The sequence below is a fragment of the Desulforamulus hydrothermalis Lam5 = DSM 18033 genome (genome assembly GCF_000315365.1).
In the GTDB taxonomy this organism is placed as follows: Bacteria; Bacillota; Desulfotomaculia; order Desulfotomaculales; family Desulfotomaculaceae; genus Desulfotomaculum; species Desulfotomaculum hydrothermale.
Map to the genome: position 1 here is coordinate 256,480 of NZ_CAOS01000013.1, position 20,315 is coordinate 276,794.

Below are 20,315 nucleotides of genomic sequence, written 5' to 3' on the forward strand. Positions count from 1 at the left end.
GGGGAGCCCCGTTGAAAACTATTTTGATTGTTTTTATCATCTGGACTGTTCTCAAAGCCTTGTCTGACCGGGCCGGAAACAGGGTTCCGGAACAGTTGCCAGAGAACCGGGAAGAGCCGGCTGCCTACCGGCTACCTCCCGAACTGCAGGAAAAGTGGGGGGCGCCGGCTGACCATAAACAGACCCTTGAACAGGCGGTGCCTGTCCCGCCGGCAGCTTCCCCTGCCGGCGCCAGGCAGCCCCAACCGGCAGACCCCAAGCCGCTGCGGGTGCCTGATGCGGCCAGGGAAGCCAAACCACCGGCAGCCCAGGAGTGCCGGGAAATACCCGACCGGTTGCTTAACGGCCCGGCTTTGCGGCAGGGTATTATTCTGTCAGAAATCCTTGGTCCGCCGGCCGCCCGGCGCAGGCGCAGCAGGCCTACCATTAATTAGTAATGTTCCCCTCCCGGTGTGCATACACATATGCCAAGGAGGGGATTTTTTATGTCCTTTAGAGATTTGCAAAAAAAGCTGAAAAAACAGCTTTCGGATTTTCTTGAAATTCCCCATGATGTCATGCTGGACTTGCCTAAAATAGTGCTGGTGGGCAATTTGCAGGTATTTATAGAGAATCACAGGGGGATTGTGGAATACAGTACTGAAAAAATCCGGGTTATGGTGGGGGAAGGGGAAGTGGGCATCACCGGCCGGCAACTGGTGCTGCGCAATATCCGGACGGATGAGATATGCGTGGAAGGGCAGATAAAATCCTTGAGCTTTCTGGCTCCCGGGGAGGTGTGGTAAATGGTTCTGCTGCGCTTGTTTTCTTTTTTATTGGGACATGTATCCCTGGTGGTGCGGGGCGAGTTCCTGGAGAAATTTGTTAATTTGGCTGCCAGCCGGGGTATTTATCTTTGGGACATTACCCGCCTGAGCGAGGATAAGGTGAGAGTGAAGGCTCGAATTTCGGATATTCGGTCCCTCAAACAGGTTGCCAGGACAACCCACAGCGGATTCAAAATTGTGGAGCGCCGGGGTTTGCCTTTTCTTATTAACAGCCTAAAAAAGCGTAAACTGCTGGCTATTGGGGGAGTTATATTTTTAGCCATCCTTTATTTTTTATCTTCTTTTGTCTGGTTTATTGAAATTACCGGCCATGATAAGCTGTCTGCCGCAGAAATTAAGCAGATTGCCGCACAGGCAGGCCTGCGGCCCGGGGTAGCCAAATGGCAGCTGGATACCAAGCAGGTGGAAACCACCCTGCGTGAAAAACTTCCCTCTCTGGCCTGGGCGGGTGTTTATGTTAAGGGAACCAAAGTAATTATTGAAGTGGCGGAGAAAAAACTGGTGCAGCCGGAGCCTGCTCAGGGGCAGCCGGCCCATATAATTGCCGGCAAGGCCGGTTTAATAAAAGAGGTGCTGGTGTTAGAAGGACAAGCGATGGTAAACGAGGGCGATACGGTGTTGCCGGGCAGTGTTCTGATCAGCGGGGAAATAATACAAGAAATCAGGCCGGAAGCGGGCAATCAGCCGCTGCCGCCGGGTCAGGAACCGCCGCCCCCGCAAACAGTCAGCCGTTTTGTGCAAGCTAAGGGCATTGTCAGAGCCCGGGTATGGTACGAAGGTTACGGCGAATGCAAGTTTTCCGAAACTGTAGAAAAGCTGTCCGGCCAGCAAAAAACCTCAGTCCGTATTAAATTTGGGCCCAAGGAAATAATCATAGCAGGACCTGCCGTATCGCCTTACCGGTACTACCAAACCAGTCAGACAGTGAAAAGTCTGCCCAAATGGAGGAATCTGGCCATTCCCGTCGAAGTTACAACAGTGAATTATTTGGAAGTAATTAAGGAACGGGTCAATCACGGCCGGGCCGGCGCCCAAAAAATTGCTGAACAAAAGGCCCTGGCGGCGGTAAAGGCCAAGTTGCCCCAGGGTGCCAAACTGGTGGAACAGCGGCTTGAACAGGTGAATACCGGCAGGGGAGAAGACCTGGTGAGAATTAAAGCATTTGTGGAAACCATTGAAGACATCGGGGTTGTGAAACCCTTTCAGGCAACTAAGGAGGATTACGTTGACCGAACGCACCGAACGTAAAATAGTAATTGATGATCACGAAGCAGCGGCAGAAATTTTTGGTAAACAGGATGAAAATATTAATTTAATTGAACAAGGGCTGGGTGTCCGCATTGTGGCCCGGGGAGAAGAACTGACCCTGCTGGGATCAGCGGAGCAGGTACAACAAGGTGAAGAAGTTTTTGCACAGTTATATGGTTATTATAAGTCCGGCAACCATATCAGCCGGCATGAAATTAATTATGCGTTGAGATCGGTCAAGGCAGGAGTTAAAGATACTTTAACCAATTTAGCCAGGGATGTTGTGCTGGTGACCGCCCGGGGCAAACAGGTGAAGCCCAAAACCCTGGGCCAAAAGGATTATATTCAAAACATCAGGCATAACGACATTGTATTTGCCATTGGCCCGGCCGGCAGCGGCAAAACTTACCTGGCGGTGGCCATGGCAGTCAATGCGTTGCGGAAAAAAGAGGTAAACCGTCTTATCCTTACCCGCCCTGCTGTGGAAGCGGGGGAAAAGCTAGGCTTTTTGCCGGGAGATTTGCAGGAAAAGGTGGACCCTTATTTGCGTCCCCTGTATGACAGCCTGTATGATATTTTAGGTTTTGACCACACGCAAAAATATCTGGAGAGAAATACCATAGAAATTGCCCCCCTGGCTTATATGAGAGGCAGGACCCTGGAAGATGCCTTTATCATCCTGGATGAGGCCCAAAACACCACTCCGGAACAGATGAAAATGTTTTTAACCCGCCTGGGCTTCGGCTCTAAGGCAGTGATAACCGGTGATATCACCCAAATTGACCTGCCCCGGGGCCAAGTTTCCGGGCTGGTGGATGCCAAACGGGTGCTGGAAGGTGTTAAGGGTATTGCTTTCCAATGGATGACCGCAGCGGATATAGTGCGCCACCCCCTGGTAATGGAGATTATCCGGGCTTACGACCGGCAGGCTGAACAGTAGGACAGGCCTCTTAGGCAGGTCGGGGAGTGATGGTTATATGTTTTCATGGCGAGATATCGGTGGCGGCCTTGTCAAAGGCCTTAAATATGTGTTTAAAAATTATTTATTCCGGCGTTATATAACAGCAGGGTTATTTTTTCTGCTGATTACCATACTGGTATCCTTTGAGTTTGTTCCTCAAAAGGTGAATCTGCAGGTGGGGCAGATTTCTCCCACCACTATTTATGCGCCCAAAAGTGTGGTGTATATTGACCAGGAAAAAACCCAGGCAGAACGACGCCAGGCCATGGAGAAGGTACCCCGGGTACCGGAAATCAATCCGGACGTGAGTACAGCGGTACGCCGGGATATTAACCAGGTGCTGCAGGATGTTAAAGCGGTGCAGGCGGATCACGACACCGACCCGGCAGCCAAGGTTAACCGGCTGAAATCACTGTTGCCTTTTGAGCTGCCACAGCAGGTTTTGGCAGAATTGGCAGCCGGCAGCCCCGCCGGCACCGATCAGCTGGCGGCGGGTATTGATGCGGTGCTCAGTGAGATATTGGATCAGGGGGAGGGGGTAACGCCCGAAAAATTATCCCCGGCCAAGGATCAGGCAGCCGCTAAACTGGCGGCCCGGCAGTTTGCCGAACCGTACCGCCTGCTGGGCCAGAATCTGGTCAGACATTTTTTAAGGGCCAATGCCTTTTTTGACGAAGAAAAGTACCGCCTGTTGCAGCAGGAAGCTGCTGAGAGTGTGCCGCCGGTGCGGGTTAGCATACAGTACCGGGAGAGAATTATCTCCCAGGGAGATGTAGTTACCGAAGAACATATTGCCAAGCTGCAGGCACTGGGTTTATCCAGGCCCCAGCATTCCTTTGCCACTCTTTTGGGTACCGGCTTACTGGTGGCTTTGTTAATGACGGTGCTGCTGATGCACACCTATATCCATCACCGGGATATCTACCACAACGGCAGCTATCTCAGCTTAATCGGTATTATCAGTTTGATTACCTTAATTGTGTCCCGGGCCGTCATGGCGATCAATATCAGCCACTGGCCGGAATTGGGGGCGCTTTTCGGCTATCTGGCTCCCATCGCGGCAGCCGGCATGTTAATTACCGTTTTACTGGATTCCCGGCTGGCTCTTTTGCTGGTGACAATTTTGTCTTTACTGCTGGGAGTAATGGCCGGCAACCAGTTTCACTTCAGTCTGGTTGGCTTTGTGGGCGGTGTCAGCGGGGTTTACAGTGTGTCTAAACTAAGCCAGCGGGGGGACCTGGTGCGGGCAGGAATTTATGTAGGACTCTCCAATGTGGTAATTATTGCGGTGGTGGGGCTGATTACCGGGGTTCCCTGGTACCTGGTGGTAACCTCCTCACTGGCCCTGGGGATTGCCAACGGCCTGCTTTCCTCCATCCTGACCAATGGGGCGCTGCCTTACTTGGAAACCAGCTTTGGCATTACCTCCACTGTCAGACTTCTGGAACTGTCCAACCCCAACAACCCGCTGCTGAAAAAGCTGCTGACCGAAGCTCCCGGTACCTACCACCACAGTATATTAGTGGGCAACCTGGCGGAAGCAGCGGCCGAAAGCGTAGGGGCAGAACCGTTGGTGGTGCGGGTGGGTGCCTATTATCATGATATCGGTAAACTAAAGCGCCCTTATTTCTTTATTGAAAACCAGCTGGGCGGTGACAACCCCCATGATAAAATTGCCCCTTCTTTAAGCACCTTAATCCTTACATCCCATGTTAAGGACGGGGTGGAACTGGCCAGAGAACATAAACTGCCGCAGCCAATCATTGATATTATTGAGCAGCATCACGGTAAAAGCCTGTGCAGCTTTTTCTATCACAAGGCCCTGGAAGGTGACCGTACCGAATCCGTCAATGAAGAAGATTTCCGCTACGAAGGGCCTAAGCCGCGCACCAAAGAGGCAGCCATTGTGATGCTGGCCGACAACATCGAAGCAGCCGTCCGCTCTTTGCAAAATCCGACCCCGGGCAGGGTGGAAGGTGTGGTGCGTAAACTCATTAAAGACAGGCTGATGGACGGCCAGTTGGACGAGTGCAATCTTACCTTTAAAGACCTGGATGCCATCGCCAACAGTTTCCTGCGGGTTCTCTCGGGTATTTTTCACAACAGAATTGAGTATCCTGATATGAAACAGGAAATGGAAAGGAGAAAAACACCCTATGCCGGTTCTCGTAAGTAATTTGCAGGAAGAAGTAGCAGTGCCTGACAACCTGGTTAACCTGGTGGAAAAAGTAATATTAGAAACCCTGCAGTATGAGGGCTATTCGCCCGGGGCCGAGGTAGGGCTGATTTTTGTGGACGACAACTACATCCAAAGTTTAAACGCCGAATACCGGGGTATTGATAAACCAACCGATGTTTTATCTTTTGCTCTCAATGAAGGGGAAGACATGCCCCAGGTTGAAGAAGCGGAGGACCTGCTGGGGGATATCGTTATTTCCCTGCCCACCGCCCGGCGCCAGGCCGCGGCCTACGGTCATTCATTCGAGCGGGAGGTGGCCTACCTGACTGCCCACGGCTGCCTGCACCTGCTGGGCTACGACCACCAAAACGAAGCAGACCGCCAAGTTATGCGGCAAAAGGAAGAAGCAATTTTGCACCGCCTCAATATCTCCCGCTAATTTAACTTGAAGCGGTGTATGTTTTTTGCAATCCGCTTGAAGTGGGAAAGGGTTACCGTGAGTATGAAGGGTTTTGTTAAAAGTTTCGGCTGTGCCCTGGCGGGCATATTATATACCCTGCGCACCCAGAGGAATATGAAGATTCACTTTGCTGCCGCTCTCTGGGTGGTGACAGTGGGGATTTTTTTGGATTTAACCGCCGCTGAGTGGACAGATATTACCCTGGCGGTCTTTTTTGTCCTGGCCGCTGAGTGTATTAACACAGCTGTCGAAGCAGCGGTAAACCTATGCTCGCCCCACCGGCACCACCTGGCCAAAGCAGCTAAAGACTGTGCCGCCGGTGCGGTACTGCTGGCAGCCATGCATGCTTTATTGGTGGCTTTTTTCATTTTGTGGCCGAAAATAATCAGGTTATTCCAGCTGTAAACAATTGCCGCCGATGCCGGGGCGGGCCGGCTGGCCGCGGCTTATCAAGGGGTGATTAAATGTCTGTGACACCGGAAACACTGATAGAGCGGGCTAAAGAGGCCAGGCAACGGGCCTATGCGCCTTATTCCAAGTTTAAGGTAGGAGCTGCCCTGTTAACCAAAGAAGGGCGTATCTTCACCGGATGCAATGTGGAAAATGCTTCTTACGGACTTACCTGTTGCGCTGAACGAACAGCTCTGTTGAAGGCTGTTTCTGAAGGATATCAAAACTTTACGGACATCGCTATAGTGGCGGATGTAGCAACCTTCTGCAGTCCCTGCGGGGCGTGCCGGCAAGTGCTGGCTGAGTTTGGCGGGCACATTAAAGTGCACATGGCTAACCTGCAGGGTCAATATGAGACTGCTGCGGTACAGGAATTGCTGCCCGGTTTTTTTGAGGCTAAAGATATGCATTTTAAATAAGCATGTCAAATTGTCTTGCAAGCGAGCGGTTAATAACTGTGGGATTACCTTTATACTGGGAGGATGAATTATGCTTGGTACACCGGAAAATTTTCGTTCAGGATTTGTAGCCCTGGTGGGGCGCCCCAATGTAGGGAAGTCTACCCTTTTAAACAAGCTGGTGGGACAAAAGGTGGCCATCATGTCAGACAAGCCACAAACCACCAGGCACAAAATTCACTCGGTACTAACCCGGCCGGATGCACAAATTGTTTTCCTGGATACGCCGGGTATTCACAAACCCAGGCATAAACTGGGTGAATATATGGTGGAGGTAGCCCTTAACGCCCTTAAGGAAGTTGATGTGGTGTTATTCCTGGTGGAAGCCACCGATCCGCCGGGTGCCGGCGACCGGTATATTGCTGAACAGCTAAAGCAGATTAAGACGCCGGTTTTCCTGATGATTAATAAAATAGATTTAGTTAAAAAAGAAGATGTTCTGGCATCTATTGTCCGCTATAAAGACCTGCTGCCCTTTGCGGAAGTAATTCCTGTTTCCGCCCTGGCCGGCGATAATGTGGAGCGCCTTATTGATACCATAGTCAGCTACCTGCCGGCAGGACCCCAGTATTACCCGGCAGACATGATCACCGACCGGCCGGAACGCTTTATTATGGCAGAAATTATCCGGGAAAAGGTGCTCCACCTGACCAGTGAGGAAGTGCCCCATTCGGTGGCGGTGGTGGTGGAACAGGTGCAGGCTAATAATAACGGCGTCGTGGTAGTAAACGCTGTTATCTATACTGAGCGTGATTCGCAAAAAGCCATTTTAATCGGCAAAGGCGGTGCCATGCTTAAAGAAGTGGGCCGCCGGGCCAGGGAAGAAATAGAAAACTTGTTGGGCTCCCGGGTGTACCTGGAGCTATGGGTAAAAGTGAAGAAAGATTGGCGCAATAAAATGGCTGATCTGAGAAATTTTGGCTTCACCCGGGAAGAATAGAACGAAAAGCTCTACCCGGGCCATCTTTTTACCAGGTCATTGGCCAGTCCTAAACGGTCGCAAATCCGGCCCACAGTCTGGTTAACAATATCCTGCACCGTGCCGGGTTGTTGATAAAAGGCCGGCATAGGAGGCAGGATAACTGCCCCGGCCCGGGCCAGCTTCAACATATTTTCCAGGTGAATCACATTTAAGGGGGTTTCCCGGGGAACTAAAATCAAGGGCCGGCCTTCTTTTAAAGTAACATCCGCTGCCCGGACAATCAGGTTTTCGGCATAGCCATGGGCCAGCCCGGCCAGTGTTTTCATACTGCAGGGCACAATTACCATGCCCTGGTGCAAAAATGAGCCACTGGCTATGGCTGCCGCCAAATCATCCTGATCATAGCAAAAGTCCGCCAGCCGGGTCACTTCTGCCGGGGTGAAGGATGTTTCCAACTCGATGGTGCGCCGGGCCCACCGGCTTAAAATCAAATGGGTTTCTATAGCCAGTTTTTTTAACTGTTCCAACAAAGTTATACCGTATATTACACCGGTGGCACCGGTAATACCTACCACAAGACGCAACTTCATCCCTCCTTTCCCCATTTTACAGATATTTCCCGGAAAAGCAAAGCAAAAAGTAACCCGTACCACTCTTTGGCCGGTGATACGGGTTTCTTGACAGCGACCCCGGGCAAGCCTGCCGCAGGCTTAACGGGCAGGGCTTTAGGCGGAGAAATACCTATCCAGCAAGCCTTTAATGGCCCTGGCGTGGCGGGCTTCGTCTTTGGCTGCCTCATCAAAAACATCGTGGGCTTCGTCCACATCATTTTGCTTGGCCAGCACGGCTGCCTCTCTTTTGCTTTTATTCGACATGGTTTCGCCGGCCAGTGCTTTTTCCAAATTTTCTTTGGTACTGCTGGAAATTTCGCCGTTTAGCTCCGCAAAACGAGCTGCATGCCAGGCTTCTTCCATGGCAATGGCCTTCAGTACCTCTGCTATTTCCGGATAGCCTTCCCGCTGGGCGTTTCTGGCTACCGCCAGGTACCAGCCTACCTCGCTGTTTTCTCCCCGGTAGTTTCTGTCCACATGCTCTTCTACCGCTGTTCCTTTACTGACGCCGTATTTATTTTCGGTGGCAAATTCCATAATAAACCTCCTTTATGATGTACTGCTAATATTTTGTCCCATCTGCCGGGTTAATTTACGTTATAATAAAATAACTTATAAATAATCTAAGAAGGTGCCCGGTCGCATGAAACTGTATAAACTGGATGCCATTGTTTTAAAAGCACGAGACATGCGGGAAGCGGATAAAATCATTACCCTTTATTCCGTACAAAGAGGCAAACAGCGGGTGGTGGCGCACGGGGCGGCCAAACCAAACAGCCGCAAGCGGGGGGCGGTTCAACCCTTCTGTTATGCAACCTTCCTGCTGCATCAGGGCAGGGAGATAGATTCCATCAGCCAGGCGGAATTGCGGGAAGCCTTTGCGGATTTAAGGATCGACCTGGAGCGGCTCACCGCAGCGGCCTATGTGGCCGAACTAACAGACGGCTTCACCGGAGAAGGCGAACCCAACCCGGGTATGTTTGCCCTGCTTTTAACAGCCCTGCACTTGCTTGCGGCAGGTGAAATTGACCTAACCTTGCGCGCCTTTGAAGCAAAACTGTTAGATTTGGCAGGTTTTAAACCCGAGCTAAATGTCTGTTCAGGATGCGGCACCCCCTTAAAGGATGCCCAAATATTTTTTGACAGCCGGTTGGGCGGCCTGCTGTGCCGGACCTGTGCTGCCGCAGCAAGTAAAGTTATGACCTTTAATCGGGGCACCCTGGAAGTGCTCAAGACATTCTACCGCTGGGAGCTGGCCAAACTCCGCCAATTAAAGGTGCCCGGGTCGATGCAAAAGGAACTGAACAGCCTGCTGCGCGCATATATTGAATATAACCTGGAAAAAAGACTCAAAACTGCAGATTTTCTGGCTCGGCTGCATAAAAGTACCCCTGGCGGGGGTACAAATATATCAGGGAAAAAAGAGCCGGAAAAACCCTGACAGGGTCTGACCCAAAGGAGGCGTGTGCAGTGACCAGCGATCTGGAAAAAATCGACCTGTTGCGAGCCAGGCTGGGTGTCAGCTACAAAGAAGCAAAAGAGGCACTGGATGCAGCGAGTGGGGATGTAGTGCAGGCGCTGATTAAACTGGAAGAGAAAAACAGAAACTGGGGTGAAAAACTGCAAGGCAAAAGCAATGAAGTGATAGGACAGGTTAAGGCCTTGGTTGAAAAGGGTCAGAAAACCAAAATAAAAATCAAAAAAGACGATAATACGGTAGTGGAATTTCCTGCTACCCTGGGTGCTTTGGGAGTCCTGGGGGCGATGGCCAGCACGCCTGTGTTGATTGTGGGGGCGCTGGGCACCATCGCCGGGTTAGCCAACAACTACCGCCTGGAGTTCAGCGAGCCAGGCGACAACTGGCAGCCCGAGGTAGAAATACCGGAAGATGACCGGCGGGAAGATTATCCGAAACATTAACAGCTTGTATTAGCAGCTATTGACATAACATAAGTCTTTTGATAGATTTTTGTTGTGGAAATTTAAAACATGCGATGAGGGAAAGAGTGTTTGGCAGCAAGTTTTAGCAGCGAGCCGGGAGGGTGAAAGCCGGCAAAACGGGCCAAATACGGGGGTTCCTGAGCAGCGGGGGGAAAGCCTGCAACAGGTGAGTAAAACCCGCACCAAATGAAGGCGGGCTGCGCATGCAGCCAAGCAGGGTGGAACCGCGGGAATGACCTCCCGTCCCTGACGTAATGTCAGTGACGGGAGTTTTTATTTTAGCAGCACAAACAGAAGGAGGTACATTACTTTGAATTTCCAGGACTTAATTTTGACCCTAAACAAATTTTGGTCCGAACAAAACTGTATTATTCAGCAGCCCTATGATATTGAAAAGGGCGCCGGCACCATGAACCCGGCTACTTTTTTACGGGCCTTGGGGCCGGAACCCTGGCGGGTGGCTTATGTGGAACCTTCCCGGCGCCCCACCGACGGCCGCTATGGCGAAAACCCCAACCGGCTGCAACATTATTTTCAATACCAGGTAATCCTTAAACCGTCCCCGGACGATGTCATCCCTGTTTATCTGGATTCCCTGCGGGCCATCGGTATTGATCCGGACAAGCATGATATACGCTTTGTGGAGGATAACTGGGAGTCCCCTACCCTGGGTGCCTGGGGATTGGGCTGGGAAGTATGGCTGGACGGCATGGAAATCACCCAGTTTACCTATTTCCAACAGTGCGGCGGCATAGACTGCCGGCCGGTCAGTGCGGAAATAACCTATGGTCTGGAAAGGCTGGCCATGTTTATCCAGAAGAAGGACAGCGTCTTTGATATTATTTGGGTGGATGATATTACTTACGGTGATGTTTACCACCAGAATGAGGTTGAGCAATCCGCTTATAACTTTGAAACAGCCAATACCGACATGTTGTTTGAATTGTTTGACATGTATGAGAGCGAGGCCAGCCGCACCCTGGAAAAGGGATTGGTGCTGCCGGCTTACGATTATGTCTTGAAATGTTCCCATACCTTCAACCTGTTGGATGCCAGAGGCGCCATCAGTGTTTCCGAACGCCAGGGCTTTATTGCCCGGGTCAGACAAATGGCCCGAGCCTGTGCCCAGGCCTATGTGGCACAGCGTGAAAAACTGGGATTCCCCCTGCTGAAGAAAGGTGGTAACATAAATGGCTAAAGATTTTTTACTGGAAATCGGTATTGAAGAAATGCCTGCCCGTTTTCTGGGGCCGGCTTTAGCACAATTAAAAGAACTGGCTGCCAAGACCCTGCAGGAGCAGCGCCTGGCTTACGGCGATATTCATACCTACGGCACCCCCCGCCGGCTGGTGCTGCATGTCAAGGAATTGGCCGATCATCAGGCAGCCCTGGCCAAAGAAGTAAAGGGGCCGGCCAAAAAGGCCGCTTTTGACGTAGACGGCAATCCCACCAAAGCCATTTTAGGTTTTATCCGTTCCCAGGGGGTTGCCTTGGAAGACCTGGTGGTACGCCATATCGGCCAGGTGGAATACCTGTATGCCTTGAAGCAGGAGGAAGGCCGTCCCGCTGCTCAAGTATTGGCAGACATCTGTCCCGCTTTGGTTACCGGCTTGCATTTTCCTAAGCCCATGCGCTGGGGCAGCGGCGAGCTGCGCTTTGCCCGGCCCATTCGCTGGCTGTTGGCACTGTTTGGCCAGGAGGTGGTACCCTTTGAGCTGGCCGGCTTAACAGCCGACCGCTTTACCTACGGTCACCGCTTTTTATCCGGCGGCCCCCTGGAGGTATTAAATCCGGCCGACTACTTTGCCAAAATTCGGGCTGCCTATGTACTGGTGGATCCCGTCGAGCGTAAGAACCTTATCTGGCAGCAGGTGCAGCAGCTGGCCGCTGCCCAGGGGGGGACGGTGGAAAAAGACGAAGACCTGCTGGACGAAATTACCAACATCCTGGAGTGGCCCACCGCCCTGTGCGGCAGTTTTGACCCGGATTATTTAAAATTGCCGGCAGCTGTGCTGGTAACGCCCATGCGGGAACACCAGCGTTATTTCCCTGTTATTGGCAAGGACGGCAAACTTTTAAATAAATTTATTGCCGTAAGAAACGGTACTGATGCATATATAGAAATTGTGACCGCAGGTAACGAAAAGGTGCTGCGGGCCCGCCTGGCCGATGCTGCCTTCTTCTTTGAAGAGGATTTAAAACAGCCCCTGGCCGGCAAGGTTAACGGTTTGAAGAAAGTTGTATTCCTGGAGGGGCTTGGCTCTATTGCCGATAAAGTGGATCGTATCGGGGCCCTGGCTGATCACCTGGCCGATGAACTGGCTGCCGACGAGCAAACTAAAGAAAAAATCCAGCGGGCCGCCCTGCTGGCCAAAGCCGACCTGGTTACCAACATGGTTTACGAATTTCCCGAACTGCAGGGCGAAATGGGGCGCGAATATGCCCTGCGCAACGGCGAAGATCCGCTGGTGGCGGAGGCCGTTTTTGAGCATTACTTGCCCCGGTTTGCCGGCGACAACCTGCCCGCGACACTGGCGGGACGTGTCTTAAGCCTGGCTGATAAAACAGATACCGTAGTGGGTTGCTTTGCCATCGGGATCCAGCCCACCGGTTCTCAAGATCCCTATGCCCTGCGCCGCCAGGCCCTGGGCATCTGCCACATATTAATTGAAGGTAAAATCCACCTGTCCCTTAAACAGTTGATTGCCTGGGCTTACCAGGGTTATGACCAGGTGGTGGAATTAAAGCATAATTTAACCCAGGTTACCGCCGAGATTGAAGAATTTTTCAAGCAGCGCCTGAAGGGTATCCTGGGTGACAAAGGGCTTTCCTACGATACTGTGGAAGCAGTGCTGGCGGCCGGCTTTGATGACCTGGCCGACGTGGTGGACAGAGGTTTAGCGGTGGCTGCTTTCCGTCATCAGCCTGCCTTTGCTGCCCTGCTGACCGCCTTTAACCGGGCCAACAACCTGGCCAAACAGGCAGCTGCCGCAGAAATTCAGCCGGCCCGCCTGGAGCACCCCGCCGAGCAGGAGTTATACCATCGCCTGTCGGCTCTCCGGCAGGAAGTACAATCTATGCTGCAGGCCAGGGATTATGCCGCCGCCCTGCAGTGTATCGCCACCATCCAGCCACCCTTGGACGCTTTCTTTGAACAGGTAATGGTTATGGTAGAGGATGCGGAATTAAAGAACAACCGCCTGGCACTGTTAAAAGGGCTGGTGGAATTAAGCAAAAGTGTGGCAGATTTTAGCAAAATTGTGGTGGATACAAAATAGCATTAAAATTTAGCTAAAAATATTTCGTAAAAGTAGGGATTTTTTACGAAAAATATTATATATTATAAGTGTTGATTTCTTAATTAGTATGTTACATTTGAGGTTGGTGGGTGAGGGGATGGAACTTTCCAAGCGGCAGGAAACCATCATAGAAATTGTCAAAAAACATGGCCCCATCACCGGTGAACAAATTGCGGAAAAGCTTAACCTGACCAGAGCCACCCTGCGACCGGATTTATCTATTCTTACAATGGCAGGGCTGCTGGAGGCCAGGCCGCGTGTAGGATATTTTTACAGCGGCAAGGCCACCGACCGGGTGCTGGCAGATAAGATTACCCGCATTAAGGTGGGGGATGTCAAGTCGGTACCCATTGTGGTGCCCGAGGACTGCTCGGTGTATGACGCAGTGGTGACCATGTTTATTGAAGATGTCGGGACTCTTTACGTTGTTCGGCAAGGCGGCCTGCTGGAAGGAGTTGTGTCCCGCAAGGACCTGTTAAAGACCACCCTGGGGGGGCATGACATTCATAAGCTGCCGGTGGGCGTGATAATGACCCGGATGCCAAACGTGCACATGACCTTTGAAAACGATTCCGTATGGCTGGCCGCCCACAAGCTGTTAACCCATGAGGTGGACTCACTGCCGGTGGTACGGGCAGTGCCGGGCAGCAAGCACAAAGACTATGAGGTCATCGGCAGGTTTTCTAAGACCAACGTAACCCGGCTCTTTGTTGAATTAGGAGAAGGGGCTTGAGGAGGGGTTAACCATTATTGCGCCGAAAGACGACAATCCGGTGGTTTACATAGTATCAGACTCCATCGGTGAAACTGCGGAACTGGTAGCTAAGGCCGCTGTCAGCCAATTTAACGGCGGCAACGTGCAGATTCGCCGGGTTCCCTATGTCAACGATCCCCAGGATATTGTTGATATTATTGATGAAGCCAAGGGCCAAAATTGTATTATTGCTTTTACCCTGGTACTGCCGGAGCTGCGGGAGGTGCTGGTGCGGGAAGCCGACCGGCACCACATTCCCACCGTGGATATTATGGGTCCCTTTTTGGATGCCCTGACCTTAATCACGGCCGGCCCGCCCAAACTGGAACCCGGCCTGGTCCGCAAACTGGATGAAGAATATTTCCGGCGGGTAGAGGCCATTGAATTTGCAGTTAAATATGACGACGGCAAAGATCCCCGGGGTATTCTCCGGGCTGATCTGGTAATTTTAGGGGTGTCCCGCACTTCCAAGACACCCCTCAGCATGTACCTGGCTCACAAGCGAATTAAAGCCGCCAATGTGCCGCTGGTGCCGGAAGTGGCACCTCCCCAGGAGATTTTTAACCTGCCGCCCCATAAAGTAATTGGTTTAACTATTAAACCCCAGCAGTTAAACGTGATTCGTACCGAACGGTTAAAAACCCTCGGTCTCACGTCCCATGCGGATTATGCCAGTCCTGAACGCATTTTGAAAGAACTGGAGTACGCCGAGGGGATTATGAAGCGGATCGGCTGCCCGGTCATTGATGTTACCAATAAAGCTGTTGAAGAAACAGCCAGCAAGGTGCTGGAGATTTATTACCGTGGCGAAAGACACCGGTAAACAGTAAAGCAAGTAGTCGAGGAGGGAATTGAAGTGGCGAACAAGAAATACGTGTATACGTTTTCTGAAGGAAGAGCTGATATGAAAAGTCTTTTGGGCGGCAAAGGCGCCAACTTGGCTGAAATGACCAATATCGGTCTGCCGGTTCCCCCGGGCTTCACCATTACCACCGAGGCTTGTAAAGAATTTTACCTGGCCGGGCGGCAGTTTCCTGCCGGTATGGTAGAAGAAGTGGAAGAAAAGATTGCCTGGCTGGAACAAACCCTGGGCAAAAAATTTGGCGATCCCAACGGGCCCCTGTTGGTTTCCGTCCGTTCCGGTGCCGTCATCTCCATGCCGGGCATGATGGATACCGTTCTCAACCTGGGCCTCAACGACCGGACAGTAATCGGCCTGGCGGCCGGCAGCGGCAATCCCCGCTGGGCATATGACTGTTATCGCCGGTTTATCCAAATGTTTGGCGATGTGGTGCTGGGCATTGAGCACCATAATTTTGAGGCTGTTTTGGAGGAGCAAAAATACAAGCGTCAGGTTCAGTATGATAATCAACTGACGGCTGAAGACTGGCAGCAGGTGATTGAAAAATACAAATTTATTGTGCGCCGGGAGACCGGCAGCGAATTCCCGCAGGATCCCAAAGAACAGCTCTACAAAGCCATTTACGCCGTATTCAATTCCTGGGAAAACGACCGCGCCATAGTTTACCGCCGGATTCATAAAATCCCTGATGACCTGGGCACTGCCGTTAATGTACAGGCCATGGTATTCGGCAACATGGGGGATGATTGCGGCACCGGCGTGGCCTTTACCCGCAATCCCTCCACCGGTGAAAAAATGCTCTACGGTGAATTTCTCACCAACGCCCAGGGGGAGGATGTGGTGGCAGGCATCCGTACCCCGCGCCCGATAGCCAAACTGCAGGAAGAAATGCCGGATGTTTATCAACAGTTTGTCCGCATTTGCACCCTGCTGGAAAACCATTACAGAGATATGCAGGATATAGAGTTTACCATTGAACGGGGCAAGTTATGGATGCTGCAAACCCGTAACGGCAAGCGCACAGCCCAGGCGGCCATCCGCATTGCGGTGGAGATGGTGGATGAAGGCATTATCAGCAAAGAAACTGCCATAACCAGAGTTGATCCCGGCCAGCTGGACCAGCTGCTGCACCGCCGCATTGACCCCGCCGCCCAACTAAATGTAATTGCCAAAGGCTTGCCGGCATCTCCCGGCTCTGCTTCGGGTACGGTTGTCTTTAACGCTGACCGGGCAGAAAACCTCAGCCAGCAGGGGCAAAAAGTGATTCTGGTGGGTACGGAAACCACCCCGGACGACATTCACGGCATGGTGGCGTCCCAGGGTATTCTCACCTCCCGGGGCGGCATGACCAGTCACGCTGCGGTGGTGGCCCGGGGTATGGGCAAACCCTGTGTTTGCGGTTGTGAAGCCATAAAAATAGATTACGAAAACAAGCAGTTTACAGTGGGCGATATTGTTGTAAAAGAAGGCCACGTTATTTCCATCGACGGTTCCACCGGTCAAGTAATCCTGGGTGAGGTGCCAATGATCGAGCCCGAGTTGTCGGCTGAGTTTCAAAAACTGCTGCAGTGGGCGGATGAAATCCGTACCCTGGGTGTCCGGGCCAATGCCGATACCCCCGAGGATGCTGCCAAAGCCAGAGAGTTTGGCGCCGAGGGTATTGGTTTAACCCGTACCGAGCATATGTTTATGGCCCAGGATCGCCTGCCCATTGTCCAGCAGATGATTCTGGCTGCCGATCCGGAAGAAAGGGCAGCGGCGCTGGCCAAACTGTTACCCATGCAGGAAGGGGACTTTTACGGCATTTTAAAAGCTATGGCCGGCCTGCCGGTGTGCATCCGCCTGCTGGATCCGCCGTTGCACGAATTCCTGCCTAACGGGGAAGAATTGGCGGTGGAAATCAGCCGGCTCAAACTGACCGGCGGACCGGCAGCGGAGCTGCAGCAAAAAGAAGAACTGCTGCGCAAAGTACGTTCTTTGTCCGAGTTTAACCCCATGCTGGGGCACCGGGGCTGCCGTCTTGGCATTACCTGGCCGGAAGTATATGCCATGCAGGCCAGGGCCGTTTTCCAGGCTACGGCCCGGCTGGTACAGGAAGGCTACCGGGTTGAACCGGAAGTGGAAATACCGCTGGTGATTGATGTTAAAGAACTGGCCTACCTGCGGCAGTTGGTGGAAAGCGTGGCAGAGGAAGTAAAACAAGCAACCGGTGTGGCTTTCCACTACACCGTGGGCACCATGATTGAAGTGCCCAGGGCAGCCCTGCTGGCCGACGAAATTGCCACCCAGGCGGAATTCTTCTCCTTTGGTACCAACGATTTGACCCAAACCACCCTGGGCTTCTCCCGGGATGATGCCGAGGGCAAGTTTATGCAACCCTACCTGGAAAAGAAAATCCTGGCCGAAAACCCCTTCATTGTGCTGGACCGCAAGGGCGTTGGCAAGCTCATGCAATGGACGGTGGAAAATGCCCGCCGGGTGAAACCCGACCTGTTAATCGGTATTTGCGGTGAGCATGGCGGCGAACCCAGCTCGGTGGAATTCTGCCACCGGATCGGTTTAAACTATGTCAGCTGCTCCCCTTACCGGGTACCTGTGGCCCGGTTGGCAGCCGCCCAGGCAAAAGTTAAAAACAGCTAACGAAAAACTATCAGCATGTATTTAAGAGGGCAGCGCAAGCTGCCCTCTTAAACTGTTAAGGCGGTTTGTGATCTCCGGCCGGTCAAGGGGCAGATAGAGGCGATTCCCTGCATTATTAGCAGCAAAGTCTGAATACCGCAGGTACATGAACCTTTCCTTACAAAATTATTACGCATAAAAGGATTTGCCGGGCCTCCGTCGAAATTACCTGCATAAAGAGAGGCAGGAAGATATGAAGGCATTACGACTGTTTATTGCCGTCCGGCTGCCTGACAGCATCAAGCAGCGGCTGGCCGCCGTCCAGGCTGTGCTGCGGCAAACCGGGGCGGCTGTTAAATGGGTGGAGCAGCATCAATTTCATCTTACATTAAAATTCTTAGGAGAAACCCCGCCGCCACAGGTACCGGCTATTGTAGAAGCTATCCGGACGTGCGGTGCGGCTGCCGCTCCTTTTGAACTGAGCCTGGGCAGCCTTGGCGTTTTTCCTGACCGGGGTAAGCCCAGGGTGATTTGGGCCGGGCTGGGGGGAAACCGGCAGGCCCTGACGGCTTTACAGGCATGCCTGGAACAACAACTGATGCCGCTGGGCTTCCCGCCGGAAAACCGGCCTTACACGCCCCACTTAACCCTGGGGCGGTTCCGGCAGCCGGGGGCGGATGCTGAGCTGCTCGGGCAAATGGCGCGGCACAAGCATTCCTTACAGGGAGAGTGGCAGGTAGCCGACCTGCACCTGATGCAAAGTGTCCTGACACCCCGGGGGCCTGTTTATACCATTCTTGCCGCGGTACCGCTGCACTCGCCGGGTCTATCCTCAAGCAATCCGGCATAAGGTGATATAAATACGCAAGACTTGTATTGGTCGCAAAATGTTATGCCTTGCCCATGATCAAGGAGGAAAAAACATGCTGATACTTGCTTTAAACGGCAGTCCCCATACCGACGGCAATACCGCTTTCATGCTGCAGGAGGCCCTGGCCGGCGCGGCTGAAAAGGGGGCCGCCACCCGCTTAGTGCATGTGGCGGCAATAGTCACCACCGGCCGCAAGTTATTCTGCGACGCCTGCAGCAACCCCTGTACCGGTGCTTGTTACCAGGGAACCCCGCTGGCCGAACTGTTTAACTTAATTAAAACCGCCGACGGTATTATCCTGGGAAGCCCGGTTTATTTCGGTACGGTTGCCTCACCATTAAAGCTGTTGTGGGATAAAAGCCGGGCCCTGCGCAAGGAAAAAGCCCTGGTGGATGTGGTGGGGGCAGCGTTGTCGGTGGGGGCGTCCCGTTTTGGCGGGCAGGAAAGCACCGTCCGGGCATTGCAGGATATTATGTTGGTGCATGGCATGACGGTGGTGGGCGACGGGGCCTTTGGGGACGATGCGGGCCATCAGGGGGCCAGTGCCCAGCGGCCGGCGCAGGAAGATCCGGAAGCAGCCCGGAGGTGCCGTATTCTGGGGCGTCGGGTGGCCGAGGTGGCAGAGGCTACCGTTGCCTTGCGGGCAAGGAAAAATAAGGTAGGTTAACATCATGGAAATCAGGCTGCGAACCGAAGAACTGGAAAACAAGCACCTGTCGCCCTTTGCCTGCCGCAGCAGCATGAGCAGGGGCAGAGAACGGCCGGAAGAGCCCTGCCCGGTGCGAACCGTTTTTCAACGGGACCGGGATCGCATCATCCATTCTAAGGCGTTTCGCCGGCTCAAACTAAAAACCCAGGTGTTTATTATACCCGAGGGTGATCATTACCGCACCCGGCTTACCCATACACTGGAAGTGGCGCAAATTGCCCGCACCTGTGCGAAAGCTCTGGGCCTGAACGAAGATTTAACCGAGGCCATAGCCCTGGGCCATGACCTGGGTCACACTCCCTTCGGCCATGCCGGAGAACAGGTATTAAACCGGTTGTATGAGGGCGGCTTCAAGCATAATGAACAAAGCCTGCGGGTGGTGGATTTGCTGGAGGGCCAGCGAGGGTTGAACCTCACCTATGAAGTGAGGGACGGCATCCTCAATCACACCGGTCCCCGTATACCCTTCACCCTGGAAGGGCAGATTGTCAGGATTGCCGACCGTATCGCCTACATCAACCACGATATTGACGACGCTTTGCGGGCGGGCGTTTTGCTGCAACAGGACTTGCCCCGGGACTGCCTGCAGGTATTGGGGGCAACCCACAGCCGGCGGATTAATACCATGGTGCTGGATTTGGTGCAATCAAGCATGGGAAAACCCTTCATTGCCATGAGCCCGGCTGTGCAGGAGGCTATGGATAGATTAAGAACTTTTATGTTTGATCATGTATATATTGGTTCAGAGGCCAAAAAAGAAGAAGATAAGGCCCGGCATGTGGTGGAAGGGCTTTATTTGCATTATATCCGGCATCCCCGGCTGCTGCCGGAGTACTTGCTGCAGCGGCTTGAGCAGGAAGGGGTTGCCCGGGCGGTGTTAGACTATATTGCCGGCATGACCGACCGCTTTGCGGTGGCCCAGTATAAAAAAATGTTTATTCCCAAAGGTTTTCCCCTGGGATAAGGGTTTGTGCTATAGAGATTGCAAATATTGGTAATAATAAAGCTGTTGTCATAAGAAAAAATGTCGAAGCGTTGCAGGAAATTTTTTAGTAACAGCGAATAAACTTTAAACTGTAGTTCAGATTCGGGTTTCTTCCAGTGGCAGGAAAAGCACCCTTGGACAAAGAAAAACCTTATGTAC

Annotated in this window: 21 protein-coding genes; 19 read left to right on the forward strand and 2 right to left on the reverse strand. The window is 52.6% G+C overall.

What is annotated here, in order from left to right:
* Nucleotides 1–11: 11 nt before the first annotated feature.
* The 9 genes from DESHY_RS11360 (at nt 12) to era (ending at nt 7,523) form a co-directional block, all read left to right on the forward strand.
* Entirely contained in the window at nt 12–434 is a 423-nt protein-coding gene (locus DESHY_RS11360) for a hypothetical protein (protein ID WP_008412893.1), read from the forward strand.
* A 51-nt stretch (nt 435–485) separates the two neighbouring features.
* The gene (gene yqfC, locus DESHY_RS11365; RefSeq protein ID WP_008412895.1) at nt 486–785 is read left to right on the forward strand and encodes a sporulation protein YqfC; all 300 of its coding nucleotides are present in this window, start codon (nt 486–488) and stop codon (nt 783–785) included.
* A complete protein-coding gene (yqfD, locus tag DESHY_RS11370; RefSeq protein WP_008412897.1) occupies nt 786–2,075 on the forward strand; it encodes a sporulation protein YqfD in 1,290 nt (429 codons plus the stop codon). It begins immediately after the preceding gene.
* Entirely contained in the window at nt 2,053–3,015 is a 963-nt protein-coding gene (locus tag DESHY_RS11375; protein ID WP_008412898.1) for a PhoH family protein, read from the forward strand. Before yqfD ends, DESHY_RS11375 begins: the two co-directional genes overlap by 23 nt.
* Nucleotides 3,016–3,052: 37 nt before the next feature.
* Nucleotides 3,053–5,212 carry an HD family phosphohydrolase gene (locus DESHY_RS11380; protein WP_008412900.1) on the forward strand — a complete coding sequence of 720 codons (2,160 nt, stop codon included), beginning with the start codon at nt 3,053–3,055 and terminating at the stop codon, nt 5,210–5,212.
* Complete coding sequence (gene ybeY, locus DESHY_RS11385; protein ID WP_008412902.1) at nt 5,193–5,654, forward strand: rRNA maturation RNase YbeY; 462 nt, start codon at nt 5,193–5,195, stop codon at nt 5,652–5,654. Before DESHY_RS11380 ends, ybeY begins: the two co-directional genes overlap by 20 nt.
* 18 nt (nt 5,655–5,672) lie before the next feature.
* A complete protein-coding gene (locus tag DESHY_RS11390; protein WP_008412904.1) occupies nt 5,673–6,080 on the forward strand; it encodes a diacylglycerol kinase family protein in 408 nt (135 codons plus the stop codon).
* Nucleotides 6,081–6,139: 59 nt separating this feature from the next.
* Nucleotides 6,140–6,544: a cytidine deaminase gene (locus DESHY_RS11395; RefSeq protein ID WP_008412907.1), complete on the forward strand. Its 405-nt coding sequence runs from the start codon at nt 6,140–6,142 to the stop codon at nt 6,542–6,544.
* Nucleotides 6,545–6,614: 70 nt separating this feature from the next.
* Nucleotides 6,615–7,523 (forward strand): GTPase Era, encoded by a 909-nt coding sequence (gene era, locus DESHY_RS11400; RefSeq protein ID WP_008412909.1) that lies wholly within the window; start codon nt 6,615–6,617, stop codon nt 7,521–7,523.
* An 11-nt stretch (nt 7,524–7,534) separates the two neighbouring features.
* On the opposite strand, the gene DESHY_RS11405 is transcribed toward era, so the two are convergent.
* On the reverse strand, nt 7,535–8,089 hold the full coding sequence (locus DESHY_RS11405; RefSeq protein ID WP_008412911.1) for a UbiX family flavin prenyltransferase: 555 nt from the start codon (nt 8,087–8,089) through the stop codon (nt 7,535–7,537).
* Between the two features lie 141 nt (nt 8,090–8,230).
* Complete coding sequence (locus DESHY_RS11410) at nt 8,231–8,653, reverse strand: ferritin-like domain-containing protein (RefSeq protein ID WP_008412913.1); 423 nt, start codon at nt 8,651–8,653, stop codon at nt 8,231–8,233.
* Between the two features lie 106 nt (nt 8,654–8,759).
* Here DESHY_RS11410 and recO point away from each other — a divergent pair, with 106 nt between their 5' ends.
* The 10 genes from recO (at nt 8,760) to DESHY_RS11460 (ending at nt 20,135) form a co-directional block, all read left to right on the forward strand.
* Nucleotides 8,760–9,557: a DNA repair protein RecO gene (recO, locus tag DESHY_RS11415; protein ID WP_008412916.1), complete on the forward strand. Its 798-nt coding sequence runs from the start codon at nt 8,760–8,762 to the stop codon at nt 9,555–9,557.
* Nucleotides 9,558–9,586: 29 nt separating this feature from the next.
* Nucleotides 9,587–10,036, forward strand: a complete 450-nt coding sequence (locus DESHY_RS11420) for a DUF4342 domain-containing protein (protein WP_008412918.1) — start codon at nt 9,587–9,589, stop codon at nt 10,034–10,036.
* A gap of 331 nt (nt 10,037–10,367) precedes the next feature.
* Complete coding sequence (gene glyQ, locus DESHY_RS11425; protein ID WP_008412920.1) at nt 10,368–11,255, forward strand: glycine--tRNA ligase subunit alpha; 888 nt, start codon at nt 10,368–10,370, stop codon at nt 11,253–11,255.
* Entirely contained in the window at nt 11,248–13,335 is a 2,088-nt protein-coding gene (gene glyS, locus DESHY_RS11430; RefSeq protein WP_008412922.1) for a glycine--tRNA ligase subunit beta, read from the forward strand. Before glyQ ends, glyS begins: the two co-directional genes overlap by 8 nt.
* A 118-nt stretch (nt 13,336–13,453) precedes the next feature.
* A complete protein-coding gene (ccpN, locus tag DESHY_RS11435; RefSeq protein WP_008412924.1) occupies nt 13,454–14,089 on the forward strand; it encodes a transcriptional regulator CcpN in 636 nt (211 codons plus the stop codon).
* 40 nt (nt 14,090–14,129) lie between these two features.
* On the forward strand, nt 14,130–14,933 hold the full coding sequence (locus tag DESHY_RS11440) for a pyruvate, water dikinase regulatory protein (protein WP_008412926.1): 804 nt from the start codon (nt 14,130–14,132) through the stop codon (nt 14,931–14,933).
* A 33-nt stretch (nt 14,934–14,966) separates the two neighbouring features.
* On the forward strand, nt 14,967–17,612 hold the full coding sequence (ppdK, locus tag DESHY_RS11445; protein WP_008412929.1) for a pyruvate, phosphate dikinase: 2,646 nt from the start codon (nt 14,967–14,969) through the stop codon (nt 17,610–17,612).
* Nucleotides 17,613–17,844: 232 nt separating this feature from the next.
* A complete protein-coding gene (thpR, locus tag DESHY_RS11450; protein ID WP_008412931.1) occupies nt 17,845–18,441 on the forward strand; it encodes an RNA 2',3'-cyclic phosphodiesterase in 597 nt (198 codons plus the stop codon).
* A gap of 73 nt (nt 18,442–18,514) precedes the next feature.
* Nucleotides 18,515–19,129, forward strand: a complete 615-nt coding sequence (locus tag DESHY_RS11455; protein WP_008412932.1) for a flavodoxin family protein — start codon at nt 18,515–18,517, stop codon at nt 19,127–19,129.
* A 4-nt stretch (nt 19,130–19,133) separates the two neighbouring features.
* Nucleotides 19,134–20,135: a deoxyguanosinetriphosphate triphosphohydrolase gene (locus DESHY_RS11460; RefSeq protein WP_008412934.1), complete on the forward strand. Its 1,002-nt coding sequence runs from the start codon at nt 19,134–19,136 to the stop codon at nt 20,133–20,135.
* Nucleotides 20,136–20,315 lie beyond the last annotated feature (180 nt).

Excerpts from the sequence above, each read along its gene's own strand:
- yqfC (WP_008412895.1), top strand. The coding sequence starts at position 486 with ATGTCCTTTAGAGATTTGCAAAAAAAGCTGAAAAAACAGCTTTCGGAT.
- yqfD (WP_008412897.1), top strand. The coding sequence starts at position 786 with ATGGTTCTGCTGCGCTTGTTTTCTTTTTTATTGGGACATGTATCCCTG.
- DESHY_RS11380 (WP_008412900.1), top strand. The coding sequence starts at position 3,053 with ATGTTTTCATGGCGAGATATCGGTGGCGGCCTTGTCAAAGGCCTTAAA.
- ybeY (WP_008412902.1), top strand. The coding sequence starts at position 5,193 with ATGCCGGTTCTCGTAAGTAATTTGCAGGAAGAAGTAGCAGTGCCTGAC.
- DESHY_RS11390 (WP_008412904.1), top strand. The coding sequence starts at position 5,673 with ATGTTTTTTGCAATCCGCTTGAAGTGGGAAAGGGTTACCGTGAGTATG.
- DESHY_RS11395 (WP_008412907.1), top strand. The coding sequence starts at position 6,140 with ATGTCTGTGACACCGGAAACACTGATAGAGCGGGCTAAAGAGGCCAGG.
- era (WP_008412909.1), top strand. The coding sequence starts at position 6,615 with ATGCTTGGTACACCGGAAAATTTTCGTTCAGGATTTGTAGCCCTGGTG.
- DESHY_RS11410 (WP_008412913.1), bottom strand. The coding sequence starts at position 8,653 with ATGGAATTTGCCACCGAAAATAAATACGGCGTCAGTAAAGGAACAGCG.
- recO (WP_008412916.1), top strand. The coding sequence starts at position 8,760 with ATGAAACTGTATAAACTGGATGCCATTGTTTTAAAAGCACGAGACATG.
- glyS (WP_008412922.1), top strand. The coding sequence starts at position 11,248 with ATGGCTAAAGATTTTTTACTGGAAATCGGTATTGAAGAAATGCCTGCC.
- ccpN (WP_008412924.1), top strand. The coding sequence starts at position 13,454 with ATGGAACTTTCCAAGCGGCAGGAAACCATCATAGAAATTGTCAAAAAA.
- thpR (WP_008412931.1), top strand. The coding sequence starts at position 17,845 with ATGAAGGCATTACGACTGTTTATTGCCGTCCGGCTGCCTGACAGCATC.
- DESHY_RS11455 (WP_008412932.1), top strand. The coding sequence starts at position 18,515 with ATGCTGATACTTGCTTTAAACGGCAGTCCCCATACCGACGGCAATACC.
- DESHY_RS11460 (WP_008412934.1), top strand. The coding sequence starts at position 19,134 with ATGGAAATCAGGCTGCGAACCGAAGAACTGGAAAACAAGCACCTGTCG.